The 18,319-nt window shown below is 40.3% G+C and carries 13 protein-coding genes; all 13 read left to right on the top strand.

Annotation, left to right across the window (positions count from 1 at the left end; genetic code table 11):
• The first annotated feature begins 19 nt into the window (after positions 1-19).
• The gene (locus H7992_RS20790) at positions 20-1,300 is read left to right on the top strand and encodes an aminotransferase class V-fold PLP-dependent enzyme (protein ID WP_187045874.1); all 1,281 of its coding nucleotides are present in this window, start codon (positions 20-22) and stop codon (positions 1,298-1,300) included.
• Between the two features lie 678 nt (positions 1,301-1,978).
• On the top strand, positions 1,979-2,860 hold the full coding sequence (locus H7992_RS20785; RefSeq protein WP_187045873.1) for a DUF1672 family protein: 882 nt from the start codon (positions 1,979-1,981) through the stop codon (positions 2,858-2,860).
• A 231-nt stretch (positions 2,861-3,091) separates the two neighbouring features.
• The gene (locus H7992_RS20780) at positions 3,092-3,754 is read left to right on the top strand and encodes a hypothetical protein (protein WP_187045872.1); all 663 of its coding nucleotides are present in this window, start codon (positions 3,092-3,094) and stop codon (positions 3,752-3,754) included.
• A gap of 215 nt (positions 3,755-3,969) precedes the next feature.
• Positions 3,970-4,632: a hypothetical protein gene (locus tag H7992_RS20775; RefSeq protein ID WP_187045871.1), complete on the top strand. Its 663-nt coding sequence runs from the start codon at positions 3,970-3,972 to the stop codon at positions 4,630-4,632.
• A gap of 644 nt (positions 4,633-5,276) precedes the next feature.
• On the top strand, positions 5,277-5,945 hold the full coding sequence (locus tag H7992_RS20770; protein ID WP_187045870.1) for a hypothetical protein: 669 nt from the start codon (positions 5,277-5,279) through the stop codon (positions 5,943-5,945).
• Between the two features lie 42 nt (positions 5,946-5,987).
• Positions 5,988-7,955, top strand: a complete 1,968-nt coding sequence (locus H7992_RS20765) for a DUF6792 domain-containing protein (RefSeq protein WP_187045869.1) — start codon at positions 5,988-5,990, stop codon at positions 7,953-7,955.
• A 17-nt stretch (positions 7,956-7,972) separates the two neighbouring features.
• On the top strand, positions 7,973-8,323 hold the full coding sequence (locus H7992_RS20760) for a hypothetical protein (protein WP_187045868.1): 351 nt from the start codon (positions 7,973-7,975) through the stop codon (positions 8,321-8,323).
• Positions 8,324-8,468: 145 nt separating this feature from the next.
• Positions 8,469-8,762, top strand: a complete 294-nt coding sequence (locus H7992_RS20755) for a WXG100 family type VII secretion target (RefSeq protein WP_067212644.1) — start codon at positions 8,469-8,471, stop codon at positions 8,760-8,762.
• An 80-nt stretch (positions 8,763-8,842) separates the two neighbouring features.
• Entirely contained in the window at positions 8,843-9,082 is a 240-nt protein-coding gene (locus tag H7992_RS20750) for an ESX secretion system protein YukD (RefSeq protein ID WP_067212643.1), read from the top strand.
• Between the two features lie 13 nt (positions 9,083-9,095).
• A complete protein-coding gene (gene essB, locus H7992_RS20745; protein ID WP_187045867.1) occupies positions 9,096-10,451 on the top strand; it encodes a type VII secretion protein EssB in 1,356 nt (451 codons plus the stop codon).
• Positions 10,452-10,496: 45 nt separating this feature from the next.
• The gene (gene essC, locus H7992_RS20740) at positions 10,497-14,978 is read left to right on the top strand and encodes a type VII secretion protein EssC (protein ID WP_187048000.1); all 4,482 of its coding nucleotides are present in this window, start codon (positions 10,497-10,499) and stop codon (positions 14,976-14,978) included.
• Entirely contained in the window at positions 14,975-17,803 is a 2,829-nt protein-coding gene (esaA, locus tag H7992_RS20735; RefSeq protein WP_187045866.1) for a type VII secretion protein EsaA, read from the top strand. Before essC ends, esaA begins: the two co-directional genes overlap by 4 nt.
• Positions 17,793-18,293 (top strand): type VII secretion protein EssA, encoded by a 501-nt coding sequence (gene essA, locus H7992_RS20730; RefSeq protein WP_187045865.1) that lies wholly within the window; start codon positions 17,793-17,795, stop codon positions 18,291-18,293. The genes esaA and essA overlap by 11 nt, the downstream gene beginning before the upstream one ends.
• Positions 18,294-18,319 lie beyond the last annotated feature (26 nt).

Genomic DNA, 18,319 nt, shown 5'->3' with positions numbered 1-18,319 from the left:
ACTGGGAGGTCGTGCTGTTATGTTAGAACGCAATACTAATTTTTTTCCACAACAATTACAAAAGTTGATATCTGACAGTTTCTTATACGTAAATGAGGATGCTTACGGGAATGATCGGCTATTTTTTGAAAATGCAGGGGGATCGTTAAGATTAAAATCTGCTGTTGACGCACAAACACAGTTATCCTCGTTGCCGGACTGTCCTGAGCGTACGCATGATATAGCAATGGACATTCGGAAAGTAATTGAAAAAGGAACGGAAGATATCCGACTTATTCTGAATGCCAAGGATGGTTCGATTGCAACGTCCCTCACTGCATCCAAGTTGATGTTTGAAATAATTACGACCATTGCAATGGATAAGTCTAGTGGTAACATTGTAACAACAGACATTGAACATCCTTCATCTTATGACGCATGTCAGTTTTCAGCAGAGCAGTACAAACATGAGTTGCGGGTTGCTAAGGCTGATCCAAAGTCAGGCAGCATTCCTTTGGAAAATATTCTGAAGCTGATTGACGAAGAAACAGTTCTTGTATCCGTTATTTTAACCTCCAATATTACAGGAGCCATGCATGATATTAAAGGCTATGCGGATGCGATACGTCTGAAAAATCCTGATACTATTATAGTGGTAGATGCCGTACAGGGAGCCCCCCATGGTCCAATTGATGTTGATAAATGGAAAATTGATGCTCTAAATATTGCTCCATATAAAATGTTCGGCAATCGCGGTGTAGGATATGCGTATCTTTCTAATCGCATTGCTTCGCTTCCGCATCATAGATTACTTGCGACAGATGATGATAACTGGAATATTGGTAGTCCGACACCTGCACAATTTGCAAGTTTCTCTAAAGTAATTGATTATATTTGCGAAATAGGCAGTTATTTCAACTCGTCTGACGATCGTAGAACATTAATTACGGAAGGGATGAATCGAATCCATTTGCAAGAGCAGGCTATCTTAAACCGGCTGATTAACGGATCGAATGAAAGGCCAGGTATAAAGGATATTTCGAATGTTACAGTACATTTCGAAGAAGCGAATGGAATTAGACAAGATCTTATTTTGGCATTGACCTTCGATAATATATCTTGCGAGGAGGCTGTCCAATTATATGGAGAACAAAATATTTTGGTCTACGCAAGGGAGTCGAGCAGCCACTACTCCAAAAGAATTCTGGATGCAGTGAATTTGGATGCCATTGTTCGAGTCTCTCCAATTCATTGCCATACGTCTACAGATGTAGATAAATTCCTTGAAATCACACAGAAGATTTCTGAAATAATACGGTGAAAGGGGACTGGAAATAAACTCTGTATTACGCGAGGGCGCTAAAATAAAAACAGCTTCAATTCAGACTTTATATCTGGATTGAAGCTGTTTTTATTAGGGTTCGAAGATGTGATAATGTCGAATTTGGTTAGGTGACACCGTAAGAATCTAACCATTCTTGGGTTAGTATCCAATGAATCCGCGGAAGCGTCCAGCAAAGGTTGGAGTGTCCAATCAAATCAGTAAAGTGTCCAACAAACAGAAATCCAATTATCTACTAACCACATAAATCCCTTCATATCAAGGTATTTTCCGATTCTTAAAAATAGGGAGAATGAACTTAAAGTAATGGTTACGGGGCAGTCCGTAAGGTATCTTACTGTATTAGTAACAGTTTACTAGAATGTTATTAACTAATAGCAGACAATTGTTACTTGTTTAAATGGAACGGCATATTTCGTGTGGGTTAAATGATCTAAGCTTATATCATTGTATATTGTCTTTCTTTGACAGTTGGTTATCTTAGTGGTATCTATTAGTATTATGGAAAATTCATGTAAATCATTGATAGCGCTTTTTATATAGAAGAGGGACAACAATCTACTATAGACATTTGAGGTGTATTCATTGAATATTGGCTATAAAAACATACTGGCACTAACATTGAGCTCCTCATTACTAGTAGGAGGATGTACAGGTATGGATAATTTAACCAACAATGAAAAAATTGAGGTTAAGAAACCGTCGACTGAAAACAAGAGAAATGCGTACGAAATAGAGAACTTCGTACGTGTACAGGACTACACCGGTGAAGGTTATAAATTGCGCGACAGCAGACCAGAAACAGGAAGACTGGCTGAAGAACACCGGGAAGAAATCGAAGAAGCGGTCCAAAAGTATTTCTTAAGCACCTATAAAACAGAAGTGATTGTCCATAACATCATCGGGGCAGTCGATGGTGCAACCATATTTGTGGAGTCGGTAGGTGAACCCCATTTTTATACGTATGCAATTATACCAATAGATGTGGATAGTGAAACCGTGGAAACTGATGAAGTCTGGTCCGAAGAAGGGCAAGTTGAAAATGCGATCCAAGGCGCATTATATGCAATGATTTATGAACAAGAATTTGCAACGCTAGATGAATACTTGGAAAGTATACTTCAAAAATACCCTGTTGTCGGAGTACCAATAGAGGCAATAGAAAAAGTCGGAGGTTCTGGATTCTCAAGTTCAGTGTACAGAACAAGCAAGCTCGGTAACGAATTTCAAGGGATATATGATATGTATTTAGAAAACCCGGAAATTAGTAAAGAAGAAATAAAAAAGAATTTGAGTAAAGCTGATTTCAAGCCCGATCAAATGTTGATTCTCATAGAATTATTTATGAAAGAATCTGACACGGAACCCGATCAGGCGGTCTTTGATAAAATCGTTTCAGATATTAATGAGCTGGAAGGTATACCTAGAGGTGCATATACAATTATTTTGAATGATAACTTGATTGATAAAAGAAGAGGTATAGGAACAAAGGATAATACGCTGGAAAGTATGAATCCAAATGAAATTTTGAAAGAATGAGGAGGTAGAGAAAATCCCTCAAGTCTCATATTCGGTGGATGAAGAACCCTCCCTCTGATTGAAGATTAACTTTATATAGCGATAAAGATTTAGTCGAATTGACTGGTTAATCTAAGCTGAGTACTCCCTTGTATTTTGGATTTTTTAGTTCTGGCAAGATTAAATTCCATGATGAAAACCTCATACAAACCTACTAAAAAACGAAGGGTTCCATTGGAAGGAGACTACGAATTGAAACGATTACAAATGACAATCTTGATAGTTTTTTCGGTTTTGATAGTGGGCTGCACAGGCATGGAGAAATCGAGCGATAATGAGGAAACAACAACGGTGCTTCCAGATACAATTGCAGCACAAGATGAATACACACGCTCTTTCCTCGTTTCAACTGACGAAGTTGCGGAAGGGCATTATGCTTTTAAGCCATGGACGGAAGCATATACCATGTGGATACCTGTGGACGGGACGCTATCAGAAACTTTTTATGAGAAAAGAGAAAAACACTGGGAACGATTTTCGTATTCATGGGAAGAACAACAAAAAAATATTTCCTACGGCATATTTGGGCAATTTGAAGATCGCCCAGACTCTGAGGAGTATGGATTGAAACACTTGACGCGTTTTTCAGGTTTCGAAGGTGAATATAGTAAAAGCGACGATGAAAACAATGTCTATTATTATGGTGAAATGATCTCCGAGGTTGGTGAAGAAGGGGAGGAAAAAATTTCTGTCTATTCAAATATAGGCTTCATTAAACATAAAAACAGTGATAAAGCGTTGGGGATTTTATTTGATCATAGATGCAGTGATTGGACAACAAATTGTGATGCAGATACACAACGAATTAAGGATCATTTTTGGAAACTGGTCAAATCAGTAAAATTTGAGGATTAAAGTAGATCATAAATTAATTATCCAAGTCTTGCTAGAGGGGAGGACAAGATGAATAAATCAAATGACGAATAATTAGATAAATAATTCCAACAGTGTACGCCGTAGTTCGTAGAATGTCTATTGAATATAGTGTTACGGCGGGATTTATTCCCATGATGAAAAATACATAGAAACCAACTTAGAAACGAAGGTTTCAATTGAAAGGAGACTACGAGTTGAAACGATTACAAATGACAATCTTGATAGTTTTTACGATTTTGATAGTGGGCTGCACAGGCATGGAGAAATCGGGCGATAATGAAGAAACAACAACGGACCTTCCAGATAAAATTGCAGCACAAGATGAGTTTACACGTACTTTCCTCGTTTCAACTGACGAAGTGTCAGCAGGGCATTATGCTTTTAAGACTTGGACAGAAGCTTACACGATGTGGATACCTGTGGATGCTAAACTATCCAAAGGGTTTTATGAAAAGCGAGAAAAACACTGGGAACGATTTTCATATGCATGGCTAGATAACGAAGAAAATCTTTCCTACGGCTTATTTGCTCAGTTTGAAGACCGACCAGATTCTGAAGAGATAGGATTAGAACACTTGTCTGACTTCTCTAAGTTTGAGGGGGAATATAGTAAAAAAGAAGATAAGAATAATATTTATTACTATGGTAAAAGAATTTCTGAGGTTGGAGAAGAAGGAGAAGAAAAAATTCCTGTCTATTCACATATAGGCTTCATTAAACATAAAAACAGTGATAAAGCATTGGGGATATTATTTGATCACCATTGCAGTGATTGGACCACAAATTGTAATGCAGATACAAAAAGTATTGAAGATCATTTTTGGAAACTGGTCAAATCAGTAAAATTTGAGGATTAAAGTAGATCATAAATTAATTATCCAAGTCTTGCTAGAGGGGGGACAAGATGAATAAATCGAATGACGAACATCTAGATATACTCAATTCCGCTATGCCCCAAGAATAAAAAACCTCAGTCAATTTCCAAATCAAATACATCCCTTCATTTCAAGCATCTTTATATCGAGATATTATTTTAATTTTCAAAAACTTAAAATGAATCTAAAGTAATAGATTAGGTGTAGAAATCTTGATTATCTATTAAATAATAACTACTTAACTAGATTGATATCAACCAATTATTACTCCGGAAAATAGATTTTAAATAGTTAAGTGGGCTTAAAGGGCTGAGTCTAATTCGCTGAAAACTGGTGTTCTTTGACAGCAGGTTATCCAAGTGTTATTTATTAATATAATGGAAACCTATGGGAATTAATTAAAATGAATTTTTAGCAAGTTAAAGAGTCAGTGAAAATCAATCGAGTAACATATTCGAAGGCTAGCGATAAAGACTTAGTAAAATTGGCTGGATAATCTAAGCGGCGTACTCCGAAGTTATAAGATTACTTATACGAAGCCGTATTCCAGCAAGATTGAATTCCATCATGAAAAACACATGCCACCGACTAAGAGACGAAGGGTTCAATTGGAAGGAGACTACGAGTTGAAACGATTACAAATGACAATCTTGATAGTTTTAGCGATTTTGATGGGGGGTTGCACAGGTATGGAGAAATCGGGCGATAATGAGGAAACAACGACGGAACTTCCAGATACAATTGCAGCACAAGATGAATATACACGTTCTTTCCTCATTTCAACTGACGAAGTTGCTGATGGGCATTATGCCTTTAAGCCGTGGACAGAGGCATATACGATGTGGATTCCGACAGATGCAACATTGGATTCTGTCTTCTATGAGAAAAGAGAAAAGCACTGGGAACGATTTTTATATGCGTGGCTAGATAACGAAGAAAATTTATCCTATGGCGTTTACGGTCAATTTGAGGACCGACCTGATTCTGAAGAGATGGGCTTAGAACATTTGTCTGACTTCTCTAAATTTGAGGGTGAATATAGTAAAAGTGAAGATGAGAATAATATTTATTACTTTGGCAAAAGAACTTCTGAGGTTGGAGAAGAAGGAGAAGAAAAAATCCCTGTCTATTCACATATAGGCTTCATCAAAGATAAAAACAGTGATAAAGCATTGGGGATATTATTCAATCACCATTGTAGTGATTGGACCACAAATTGTAATGCAGATACAAAAAGTATTGAAGAACATTTTTGGGAACTGGTCAAATCAGTAAAATTTGAGGATAAAAGCTGATCGTGTATTCACTATCCAAGTCTTGCTAGAGGGGAGGACCAGATGAATAAATTAAATGACGAACAACTAGACGTACTCGACTCCGCTATTCTTAAAGCGCGAATTGCAAAATTAGAATATGGAACTATAGATGATGGGAAATTCACTTCAATTTCAATTGAGGATATACGACGCATTTATATTGAAGAAACAGGTGCAGAACCACCAAGCGCGATTACTTTATATAAATCCAATGATTTCAAAAGAGAGGGAAGAGATAGCGGTTTCGATGGGACGGTCATTCATTTCTACGATTCAGAGAAGGGCATAAATCAAAGTTATATGATACCTCGTGGCTCTGAGCACGCAGAGAGTGGTGGAGAGGGAGACGGGCAACCGCTCGACTGGATATACAATGGGTTAGGTATTTTCACTGGGGAAGTAAATGATCAATTACAAGATGCGAAGGATTTCGAGAAATGGGCAAGTGAAGAAATAAATAAAGTAATTAAAACGGGAAATACGAGTGGAAACGATATGAGAATTCCTGAACTTAGAAAAATTGGCATTGGGCATTCACTAGGTGGTAACCACATTCAAATGCTGCATTTATTGGGGGCAGATTTTGACGGAGTCTATGCATTAAATGATGCAGCGCCGACCGTCTATCAACTTGCTGCAAATGACGCGGACTTTTTTAATGGAATTCGAAAAAAGTTCGGACAACAAATCCAGAAGGTTTCTGAACTTTACAAACTCGAGCCAAATCAACTCCGTACTTTCGCATTAAACTACTACAAATCAAAGGGCAAACACATCGAGCATATTACGTCTGAAGAAGATGCGCTCTATCCCTTACATCTTACCAGAGGATTTATACGTTTTGGAAATGAACAAGTAGTCGATACGGACCCTAACATAACAGGACTTCACGATGTAATCAGTAGAATTCCGGATAAGCAGTTGCAATCACTGCAAAAGTACGTAGCGACAGCGGCACCTTACTATGAGGAGGCGGGGATGGATGGGTTATTCTACTTTGCAACGGGCATCGATAATAACTTCCTTCAAAATGTTAATGTCTTGCTGACTGGAGATCCCGAAAGTGAAGGGGCTTTAAGCCTGAAAAAAATCGCGAAATTTACAATCTCCAATCCATTCAAGGCGGCAAAGAATCGGCATGCGGCTTTCAAGGGAATTGTTAACCAAATTCCTGTTATTCAAGAACGGCTGCTAACGTTGATCAAGCAGCTTCCGACGCTTATAGTGATTGCCGATGCAATGTCGGGGGAAGAGGGACAACGGATTTCCGATTATTTGAGAAGCATACAGGAGCGTGCGGAGAAGGTGTCGAATGTGTTGCTTGCAATTTCGACATTTGATATCACGACAATAAAAGGGTTCAATGATAGCTTCAAGGGAATTAAGTATGCGATTCAACAATTGGATGGTATCGTATCTGACTTTCATCTTTTATGGGAATCAGGGAAGGACCTTCTAGCAGATGTATTAGGATCATTCGATGCGCATGCATTAGAGGCTCTTATCAACGGGCTTTCCCAACCGAATCGGCGCTATGTAGGGAATGACCTCATTTATTCCGCAGGAGGGGGAGCTTCCATTATCGAGGTGAATGTATCTTCTGCGACCCGGTTGTATTGGATGGGATTGGATAACTACGAAGAAAAGAGCCATGTCATCCAGCGTATACAACGTGCTTATATCGAGAAGTTTGAACAACCTTACGAGTCCAGACGAAAAGACTTACTAACTCAAATAGGCTATATGGAAACGAATCCTCATTCATACAGTTATTTGCTTGGCGGTGGTGATCGCGAGATGATCGGTATTTCTGTTCAAGAACACATTCCGCCCATGCCGTCACAAATTACAAATGTGATGGATGGAATTCAAAGTTTCTACGCAGCCGATATAGAAAAAGGGAAGCTGTTATTCAGTCAAATGAAGGATGCAATTATTCAACTTTTTTCTGAAGATCAGCAACTTACGGTGATGTTTGAGCTTCGCTAATGGAGGGGGAGTTGAAATTGGGACAAATCAATATGGATTATTGTTTTTTACCAAACGAAGACATGCAGCCCAGTGGTGTATATGTGAATGGTCTGCTGGGCGAAATGGAAGAATTGGCGCTTCGATTGAATCGGTTGGTTGATGCGGAATTACAGCATGCAAAAGGCACGATTGTTGAAAAAATAATAGCTGAAGTCAATGAACGCGCGATTGAACAAGTAAATATCTGCAACTTCCAAAAATACTATGTGACGGGCGCGACCCGGGAATATAACACGATTTACAATGACCTTGCGACTCAACCAATCACAATCACTTATCGGATTAGGGAAACAGTAGAGACTACATCGATGATTCTTGCACCATAATTGCTCATCGAAACGGAAAGGAGGTGATGCCGCAAAAAACCGCGAGTCTAAATTCAGAAGTTTCTGTATTGCGATGAGAAATTGTCGTTATCCATACAGTTATTTTATACATGCACTAAAATTCAAGGAAAAGGAGATGTTTGGAATGTCAGGAATTATTCGCGTAACACCAGCAGAACTGGATGCAATGGCATCACGCTACAATCACGAATCAGGGGAGGTTGCTTCACAAATCGGCCGTTTGGACGGAATGATTGGTGAATTGCAATCCATGTGGGAAGGGGCTTCTAGTGCAGCGTTTGCGGAGCAATATGAGCGCCTTAAGCCAAGTTTTAACGAAATGCGTGAATTATTAAGTGAAGTCGGCGTACAGTTAAGCCGTGCAGGACAAGCTTTGCAAGACGCGGATCAGCAAATCGCTGGTCAAATTCGCGGCTAATTGTTCAGATTCAGAAGTTGAAAATAGTGGAGCGTCATTCCCTAAAAGGAAGGCGCTTTTCCTTCATTGAGGTGGAAATTATGTATATCGAAATTACTGTAGATCTTTCAAATTACGAGGGCGATATAATCGATCTTAGATTATCCGATTACTATACTATGAAAAAAATGATAGACATTGCTTGGCAGGCAAATTCTATTTCAATAAATCCGCGTGAAGGTCACTGGATACGGGTAGTTAATAAAGACAAGCTATTTCCAGGGCATTTGACACTGGCACATTGTGGGATTAGGACAGGTGACCGTATTGAAATCATTTGAAGGAGAAAAAAAGATGCCGACTCATGTACATACATATTTAAAAGATTTGATAGGTGTAGAGATCAATGAAGAAGAGAACAAAAGAACATTCATCTTTCAAAAAGAACGTTTCGGATTTAAAAGAAGTACTGAGATTGTCTTTTTAAAAGAAATCAATCCTGAAATCAGAAAAGAAATTGTCATAACAGATGACGAGTTAATCATACAAGCAGACATTCCAAGTTCGTTGAAGCAGTTTGATGAAATTCAATCGGAAGATGCTAAGTCAAGATGGATGTTTGCGCATCAGCTTGTAGAAAAGGTTGATGCTCATCCGTATCCCCGTCTAAATCTGATCGTTTGTCCCGAAAATATAGTGTATAGCAAAGGCATGGCCCCTGTTTTCATCTATTACGGGGTGATGGAGAGTTTGCCGCCATTTAGAAATGATGCAGAGCGCGTCTGGCTGGAAACGAGGGCGGCAGTAGCTGCGGCAGTAGATGGCTCATTCACATATGAAGAATATTTAAAGTATAACGAGGTCCTGGAGCTTAATGAGACAAGTGCGAAAGTGATGTCCATTCAGAATAGCCGAGCGCTACTCGATTATATTGAGCAACAACTTGAAAATTTGGATATCAAAGAACAAAGCTTTGTGAAATTACCGCGTAAAAAGTGGAAAATGACTAAATGGTTATCTATCGGTCTTAGCGTGCTACTTATTCCAGCACTACTATTTGCATTTATTTATTTCATACACGAAAAGCCGAAAAACGAAGCGTACATTGATAGCCATGAATACTTTTTGCAGCGAAATTATAGTCAGGTTGTCACCGTACTAAGCCCGTACAGCATAAAGTCGATGCCTTATGTGATGCTGTATGAACTGGCTCATTCGTTCGTGACAAACGAAAAATTGGATGAAGAACAAAAAAGAAATGTGCTGTCGAATATCACATTGCAAACAGATTCGGACTACTTGAAGTATTGGATTTATCTTGGCCGGGGGGAAGCCGCGAATGCGGTTGATTTGGCTAGGTCAATGGAAGATGGTGAACTCATCACTTTTGGATTACTTAAAAGACGTGAAGAACTCCAAGCTGATCATACGCTTACAGGCGAAGAGAAACAATATCTGTTAGAAGAAGTAGATAGAGAAGTGGAAGAGTATGAAAAATTGATGGAGCAGAATGAAGAAGACGAGGCAGAAAAAGCAGAAGCCGAAGCAGAAATAGAGAAGCAAGAAAAGGCAGCTAAAGTAGTGGAGCAAGAAAAGCTAGACAAAGTAGAGAAACAAAAAAAGGCAGCCGAAGTAGAGAAACAAGATAAAGCAAACAAAGTTGAAAAGCAAGAGAAGGTAGACAAAGTTGAAACAGTAGATAAGGAATGAAATTTGTAAGCGAAAACTAGGAACTAAAAAAAGAAGGTGTACATGATGAAACAACTATGGGTGTTTTACGGGGAACATTATCAACGTATCGATGTGGATGAAAATTCTTTTACTTCGCTAACTATCGGGCCAGCTATCGAAAATGATATCACAATCCTGTCGTACCCATTTACATCGGGCCATTTCACAGTAGCGAAGGAAAAGGATGGTTTTACGGTTCATGATGGAGTCGATCACGTCGGTCGAATATCGGACAAAGGGAGTTTGTCGATTGAACAAAAAGAACTAATTCTTCATTTATATGTCTTAACTGCTCCCGCTTCTACAAAAACGTACTATCTCGACTATGAAAATGAAGTTTCGTTTGATAGTCGACTTGAAACTGCAACATTCAATCGGGAAGAAGTTACTTTTTCAAATGTAGAATCCGGTCATTTTTCATTGAATAAGACATTGGCTGGCTGGATTATTAAGAAAAATTACAGTTGCCCGCTCTATGTGAATGGCAAACGAGTTGACATGAATGAGCCCCTTCAAATCGGAGATGTAGTTCAGTGGGCGTTCATGGAAATGAAATTAATCGAACAAGACATTTTAGAAGTCGTTACTGCTGCCCAGTACGAAACCCGACTGTCAGAAATTGACGTACCACAGTCTGAACTCGTTACGATGTATCCCGATTACAGACGGACACCCAGAATGATCTACGACTTGCCTGAAGACAAAGTGTCACTATCCTTTCCAACGCAGGAAAGTGATGATTCAGGGCGCGGTCTTTTGCTTATTATTGCACCGCCGCTAGTTATGCTCATCGTCATGGGGCTTGTTGCCATTTTGATACCCCGTGGGATTTTCATCATCATTTCCATTTCGATGTTCCTCATGACCTTGGTCACTTCAACTGTGCAATTTTTTAAAGATCGAAAAAGACGTAAGGTAAATGAAGCGAAAAGACGCCGTGTCTACACAATCTACTTGCAAAATATGCGTCAAGAACTATATGAATTATCCAAAAAGCAAAAAGAAGTATTGGACTATCATTTTCCACCGTTTGAACAGATGAAGCAATTGACGAATCAGTTGTCGGGTAGAATTTGGGAAAAGACATTGGAAAGTCATGATTTTATGGAATTTAGACTTGGTACCGGCAATGTGCCCGCTAGTTATGACATTAAGTTGTCATCGGGGGATTTGGCGAATAGAGAAGTCGATGATTTGTTGGAACAAGCACAGCGTATGGAAACGGTCTATAAGGAAATTCCAGGTGCCCCAATCACTGCCCGTATATCGCAAGGAATTTTAGGACTTATCGGAAAAGCATCGATTATCAAGCGTGAATTACGCCAGATCGTTGGGCAGCTCGCATTTTCTCATAGTTACCATGATACACGTTTCATCTACATCTTTAACAACAAGGACTACGCAGACATTGAATGGATGAAATGGTTGCCACATTTCACACTTCCAAATATGCATGCAAAAGGATTGATTCATAATGAAGAGACGCGCGATCAGTTGCTGTCGTCACTCTATGAAATAATTCGCGAACGCGATATGGATGACATGAAAGGGAAAGTGAGATTCACACCACATCTCGTATTCATCGTTTCCAATTACCCGTTAATTGCGGAGCATGTCATTCTAGAGTACTTGGAAGGGAAAAGTAATGAGGATCTCGGCATTTCTGTCATATTTGCTGAGTCGGCACAAGAGCGTATGACTGAAAATGTTCATACGCTTGTCCGTTACGTAAATGACTGGGAAGGCGATATCCTCATCAATGCTGGAAAAGCAGTTAATACGCCATTTCAACTGGATGCCTATGATGAGAAAACGAATGAACGCTTTGCTCGAATGCTGAAGTCGCTCAATCATCAGATTGGTATGAAGAATTCGATACCGAGTTCGGTCAGTTTCCTTGAAATGTTCGGGGTGAAGGATGTTAAAGATGTTCCGATTGGAAGCAATTGGCTGACGAACGAATCTTCGAAGTCACTTGCCGTTCCAATCGGTTTCAAAGGAAAAGAGGAACTTGTTCATTTGAATCTACACGAAAAAGCGCATGGTCCTCATGGTTTGCTGGCAGGGACGACGGGTTCAGGGAAAAGTGAATTTCTTCAAACGTATATTCTATCGCTTGCCGTCAATTTCCATCCCCATGAAGTCGCTTTTCTATTGATTGACTATAAGGGTGGAGGAATGGCGCAACCGTTTAGAAATATTCCTCATCTATTAGGCACCATCACAAACATTGAAGGCAGTAAAAACTTCAGTATGCGTGCACTTACTTCTATTAATAGTGAACTGAAAAGGCGGCAGCGTTTATTCGACCAATACGTCGTCACACATATCGATGATTACACGACGCTCTATAAGGAAGGAAATGCAGCTGAACCCTTGCCGCATCTGTTCCTGATTTCAGATGAATTCGCAGAGTTGAAAAGTGAAGAACCTGAATTCATTCGCGAGCTAGTTAGTACCGCCAGAATTGGCCGAAGCCTGGGGGTCCATCTTATTTTGGCAACACAAAAACCGGGCGGTATCATCGACGAACAGATTTGGAGTAATGCCCGTTTCCGTGTCGCATTGAAAGTACAGGATGCATCGGATAGTAAAGAGATTTTGAAAAATGGCGATGCTGCCACAATTACTGTAACCGGTCGAGGCTATTTACAAGTGGGGAACAATGAAGTCTATGAATTGTTTCAATCTGCTTGGAGCGGCGCGCCGTATATGGAGGAAACATTGGAGGGCGAAGATGACATTGCGATTGTCACGGACCTTGGTCTGCATTCTCTTTCCGGTATCGAAACAAATATCAGCAAAAAAAGAAGCGGTCTAACGGAAATGGAAGCCGTAACAGCAAAAATTGCACAAACACAAGCGGATATGTCCATCCGGAAGTTAGCGAGTCCGTGGTTACCGCCGCTGGCAATGCGAATCGAAACGATGGAAGATCGTTCTGCAATACAAGTTGGCTTTCCGCTCGGGATGATTGATGAGCCAGAAAAACAAAGTCAAACACCAATTGGTTATGATTGGACGAAGGATGGCAATCTGGGTGTTTTCGGATCATCAGGGTATGGAAAGTCGTATACACTGCTGACGACAGTTCTTGGAATAGCTGATCATCTACCGCCGAGCGAAGCGAACTTTTATATTTTGGACTTCGGCAATGGATCGCTACTACCACTCCGGCAACTACCGCATACAGCTGACTATTTCACGCTGGATGAAGAGTTGAAGCGGGAAAAACTCGTTAAGTTGATGAAAGATGAGATTACGAAAAGGAAATTGGCATTCCAACAAGCGGAAGTCAGCAATATTAATATGTACAACGAATTGTCTGCGCATCGTTTGCCGCTAATCTACATGGTTGTCGATAATTACGATATCATCCGTGAAGAGATGGAAGAGCTCGAAATGCAACTGATTCAATTCGGGCGTGACGGACAGTCGCTTGGTATTTATCTGTTTATCGCTGCGACGCGCGTGCAGTCAGTTAGACAATCACTCATGAATAATTTGAAAACGAAAGTTGTTCATTATTTAATGGATGCGACAGAATCATTTACAGTCATTGGACGTGTCCCATTTGAGTTGGAGCCGTTCCCTGGCAGGGCCATTATCAAAAAAGAGGATCCACATTTCGCGCAAGTTTTCCTTCCGGCGCCGGGGACAAATGATTTCGAAGTCCTGGAAGCGATTAAAATGATTGCCCGAGAACTGAAGGAGAAATACCGTGGGCAGGAACTTCCTCAACCGATTCCGATGTTGCCGTTCGAATTGACGTCAACCATTTTCCCTTCTTATGTATCAGGGGAACAGGAAAATGGACTTGTTGCAATCGGATTGGATGAAGAAACAGTACGGCCGATAAAGATCGACTTCAGGAAAAATCGCCATTGTCTGCTAGTTGGACAAGTACAGCGAGGAAAAACAAATACATTGAAGTGGATCCTTCATACGCTGATGGAGCAAGACGTTGGCTTCATCGCGATATTTGACTCATTTGACCGGGGCTTATCCATGTTTTCTGGAGACCCGAAAGTCGACTACTTGGAAACGAAAGAACGTCTCATGGAGTGGCTAACGCAAGCTGAACAATTCTACATTCAGGCCGAAAATGCGTATCTGGAAACCGTCCAGTCAGGAAATAGGGCAGCTGAACTTGTCCCTTCTTATTTCATCATCGATGGCTATACACGGTTTTTACAAGTAGCAGATATTGGCATACAAGATCGCTTATCGAAGCTGATGAAAAAGTATTCCCACTTAGGGTTTAATGTAATTATCTCAGGAAATAATGCGGAAATCACGAAAGGCTACGACGCATTCACGAATGAATTGAAGCTGGTTCGCCAAGCGCTTATCTTCATGAAAAAATCGGAGCAGACATTATATACCGTTGCGTACGAACGCAAAGAAATGGATCTTCCGTTAGGATTTGCACATTATATTTTGAATGGCAATGCTAGTAAAATACAAATTCCGTTAAGTGAGATTGAGAGGAAGATTCTGCAATGAAAAAGAATAAGAGTTTACTGAAAATTGGTGCGGGAATTGTACTGATACTAGCTGTTCCCATTTTGTTTTTTCAACTACTAGGTGTGAATCTGTTTAACGCGGATAGTTCCAATAAACGAATTATAGCGATTGTCAATGAAGACCAAGGTATGTCCAAGGATGATGAAACCGTCGATATGGGAGAAGAGGTTGTTTCCATTCTAGCCGAAGATTCAAAGTATGAATGGAAAGTCATGAGCCGTGGTACCGCTGTTAACGGGTTAAAATCGAATCAGCATGAAGCGATTGTGTATATTCCTTCAGACTTCTCGGAAAGCATCATGTCATATGATCAGCAGAATCCTGAGCAAGCGGAATTCTCCTATGAAGTACAACGCCAAAAAGCGGGTTCAGAAAAAGAAAAAGTACTCCATGAAATTGAAACGGCCACAAACCGTGTAAACGAAAAGGTTTCGACACTCTATTGGAGTTATGTTGCACAAGAAATGGATCATATTAAAAAAGAGTTCACAACTATTCTGGGCAAGGAAACAGAATTCCTTACTGCGATGTCCGACTATTATAAACCAGGGTCCGAGAAGCTAGCGGAAGAGATGAAGAGCCAGAAAAAACAAATGGAAGGACTGCGCTCCGTAATCAGTGATGCAAATAATGGTCATAATGCCCGAATTGAAAATGCCGACTCATTCGGACAGCAAATGAACGGTTTCATCACATATGTACAGCAGTATAAAGAATTTCAACAACAGCAAAAAAATATTCTTCAACAAGTCCAAGATGACAGTCTAGCTAAGATTCATGCTGCTGCGGCAACTCAAGCGAGCCAGTTCAACGAATCGGTCCAGATGCTTGAAGAAAATAACGAAAAGTTAAACGGTGAAATTGTCAAAGTGAATGAAAAAATTGACGCGAATAAGGAGAAATTCAATGCACTGTCCGATTTGCGTAAAAACGAAGTCGATCGACAACTAGTGGACCTTCTTGTCGTCCAAGGAACTGCAATTGACCGCTATAATAACTCGATTTTAGGTAATTTAGAAAAAGGAATTGCGGCTGGAAAAGACGGATCGGCTGTAGGTGGCACAACTAATCCAACAGCTGATCAGCAACAAATGAACGCAATCAAAGAAGAAATGGACCGCAAAGCCGGTGCTAAGCTCGCAGCTGCATTGCCAGGGCTCGAAGAAGAGCAAAATAAAGTGACTGCGATTTTAGCAGCATTGACCGCGATGAAAGCGAGTGTTGCCGAAGCGACTCCCGATTCCACATTCATAAGTGAATTGGAACAGCTTGAAGGCGAGCTATCATCGATGAACACAGTCATGTCAGAAAAGGAAGCACTTTGGAGCGGTACAAAGAAAGAAGGAACGGATGATTATGTAAAAGCATCCACCGACTACAAGGATCTGGTTGGTGATTATGATGTATTGAACAAAGAATATGAATCGGTTCAACAAATTTTGAATTCAGCCCCTGCAGATACAGCGCAGATGATTTATCAAATCAAGCAAAAAGAAGCATCCCTTCTTAAGCACGATGGATTGTCGGGGGATCAACGGAATAGATTAGCAGACTTGTTTGCGAAGGGTGCTGCTAGCACGGAAACTAAAACATTGTTGAGCTATTATGCAACGCTCGAACAATTTGGATTTACCCTCGACGAACAGGGGCAAAGCACGCATAAAGATGGCGTTCTAAAAGATGAAATCTTAACCGCATTATTGAAAAACGTTGTCGAGATGAATGAAATTGAACTCGAAGGCTGGACTTCTGTAGGGGACGGTATCCCTGAAACTGAGCTCGGTATGAGTGAGTTGAGTACAACGTTTGCTGCAATCATGTCCGGTTACAAAGAAACAGTGCAAGAGCAGCATGCTGCGCTATTGAATGATTTGAGTATGATTGATGAGCAAGCAAACGTTTTACTTAGCCAGATTCAAAATACTGCAGGCGAACCTGTTGCGGCAACAAGTGAAGGCGAAGTTGCTGCTAGTCAAAGAAATGTGAGTAGTCAACTTGTTTCGCTCAGCGGCATGATGGATTCATTGTCAGAGAGGCAAAAAGGTCTTGTCAATTACGCGAGTGATCTAACTGCAAAAGCGGATAATATGAAAGAAACGTCTACCGCATTCAGCGATAAGTGGGAAACGAATGTGGATGCAATGTCAGCATTTGATACGGATATTCAAGACTTTCTTGGTAACACCTATGTTGACGGGCAAGAGAATGGCTATGTGTTCAATCATTTTGTCAATCCACTCCAGGTAAAAGGAGAGGCCGCATTTGCGGATGAAGTGAGGAAAGTACCGCCTGTTATTCTACTACTCATTTTGCTTATTAGTAGCCTGTTAATTGGTTTCTTTAGTTATCAAATTAAAGAAGGCCCAATTGGCTTCCGCTTAGGATTGACTTGCATGCTGTCTTTACTCGTAGGTCTTATTATCAGTCTCTACAGCATAAACATGTATGTGCTGAATGACCAACGTGCAGTTGAATGGACAGTATTCACCATCCTTCTCCTATTGGCTAGTGCGGCGGTTATTCGTGCAGCACTTGAATTCGGGCAAACCGCAGGATGGATTGCGAGTGTCGTACTGATGTGTCTATACATTACGCCGCTGCTGATTCTTGCAGTACCTGAAATAAACGTTCCAGATATTTTATCGACTGTTTATATGTCCATAAAATATGAACCTGAAACGAACTTCATATGGGGAGCGGTACTTACAGGAATCATTGCGATTGCGATGATCATGATTTCTTATTTGATCAATAAATACAAAACAAATGACACGTCTACGGCAGAACAAGCTCATGACAACTAAATCGACTTGGCTGCTACTGATAATCCTGTTAATCGCTTGGACGGCGGGTCATAGTATCGTTCAAGCAGCTCCGGATGATGAACCCAATCTCGATTTGGAACCAGTTGTTTATGAAAAACTAAAGTTCAAGAAAAACACCGATTATTTGCATGACAGTAAAAAGGTTGAAATGAAAAACACAATTCCTGTTAAACAGTTTGATATTTACTTTGATGGTAGAAGGCAATTACCGAAGAGAAGCAATGGATCCTATCTTTTCCAGACTAAGGAACGTGGAGAGAAAAGTACTGTCGCAGCAAAAACAGCCGAACTCGGTCTCTTTACAAGTGCTGAAAAGAGTGGAAAGAAAACCGACGCTGTCAAGATTATAGAAGAGAATACTGCTACTAATATGCCGCGGACACTGATTTTATTGGCCATTATTGTGGTTGGACTCGTTACCTTGTTTACGTTTTTCTTGCCAAAGCTAGTCAACAAATCTACGGAGTGATAAAACAACAGGATAGGAGGAAAAGA

Origin of the sequence: Sporosarcina sp. resist, from assembly GCF_014302295.1 — a bacterium.
Classification (GTDB): Bacteria; Bacillota; Bacilli; order Bacillales_A; family Planococcaceae; genus Sporosarcina; species Sporosarcina psychrophila.
Note: the sequence above shows the minus strand (reverse complement) of the source record. Positions and strands in the feature narration are given on the sequence as shown.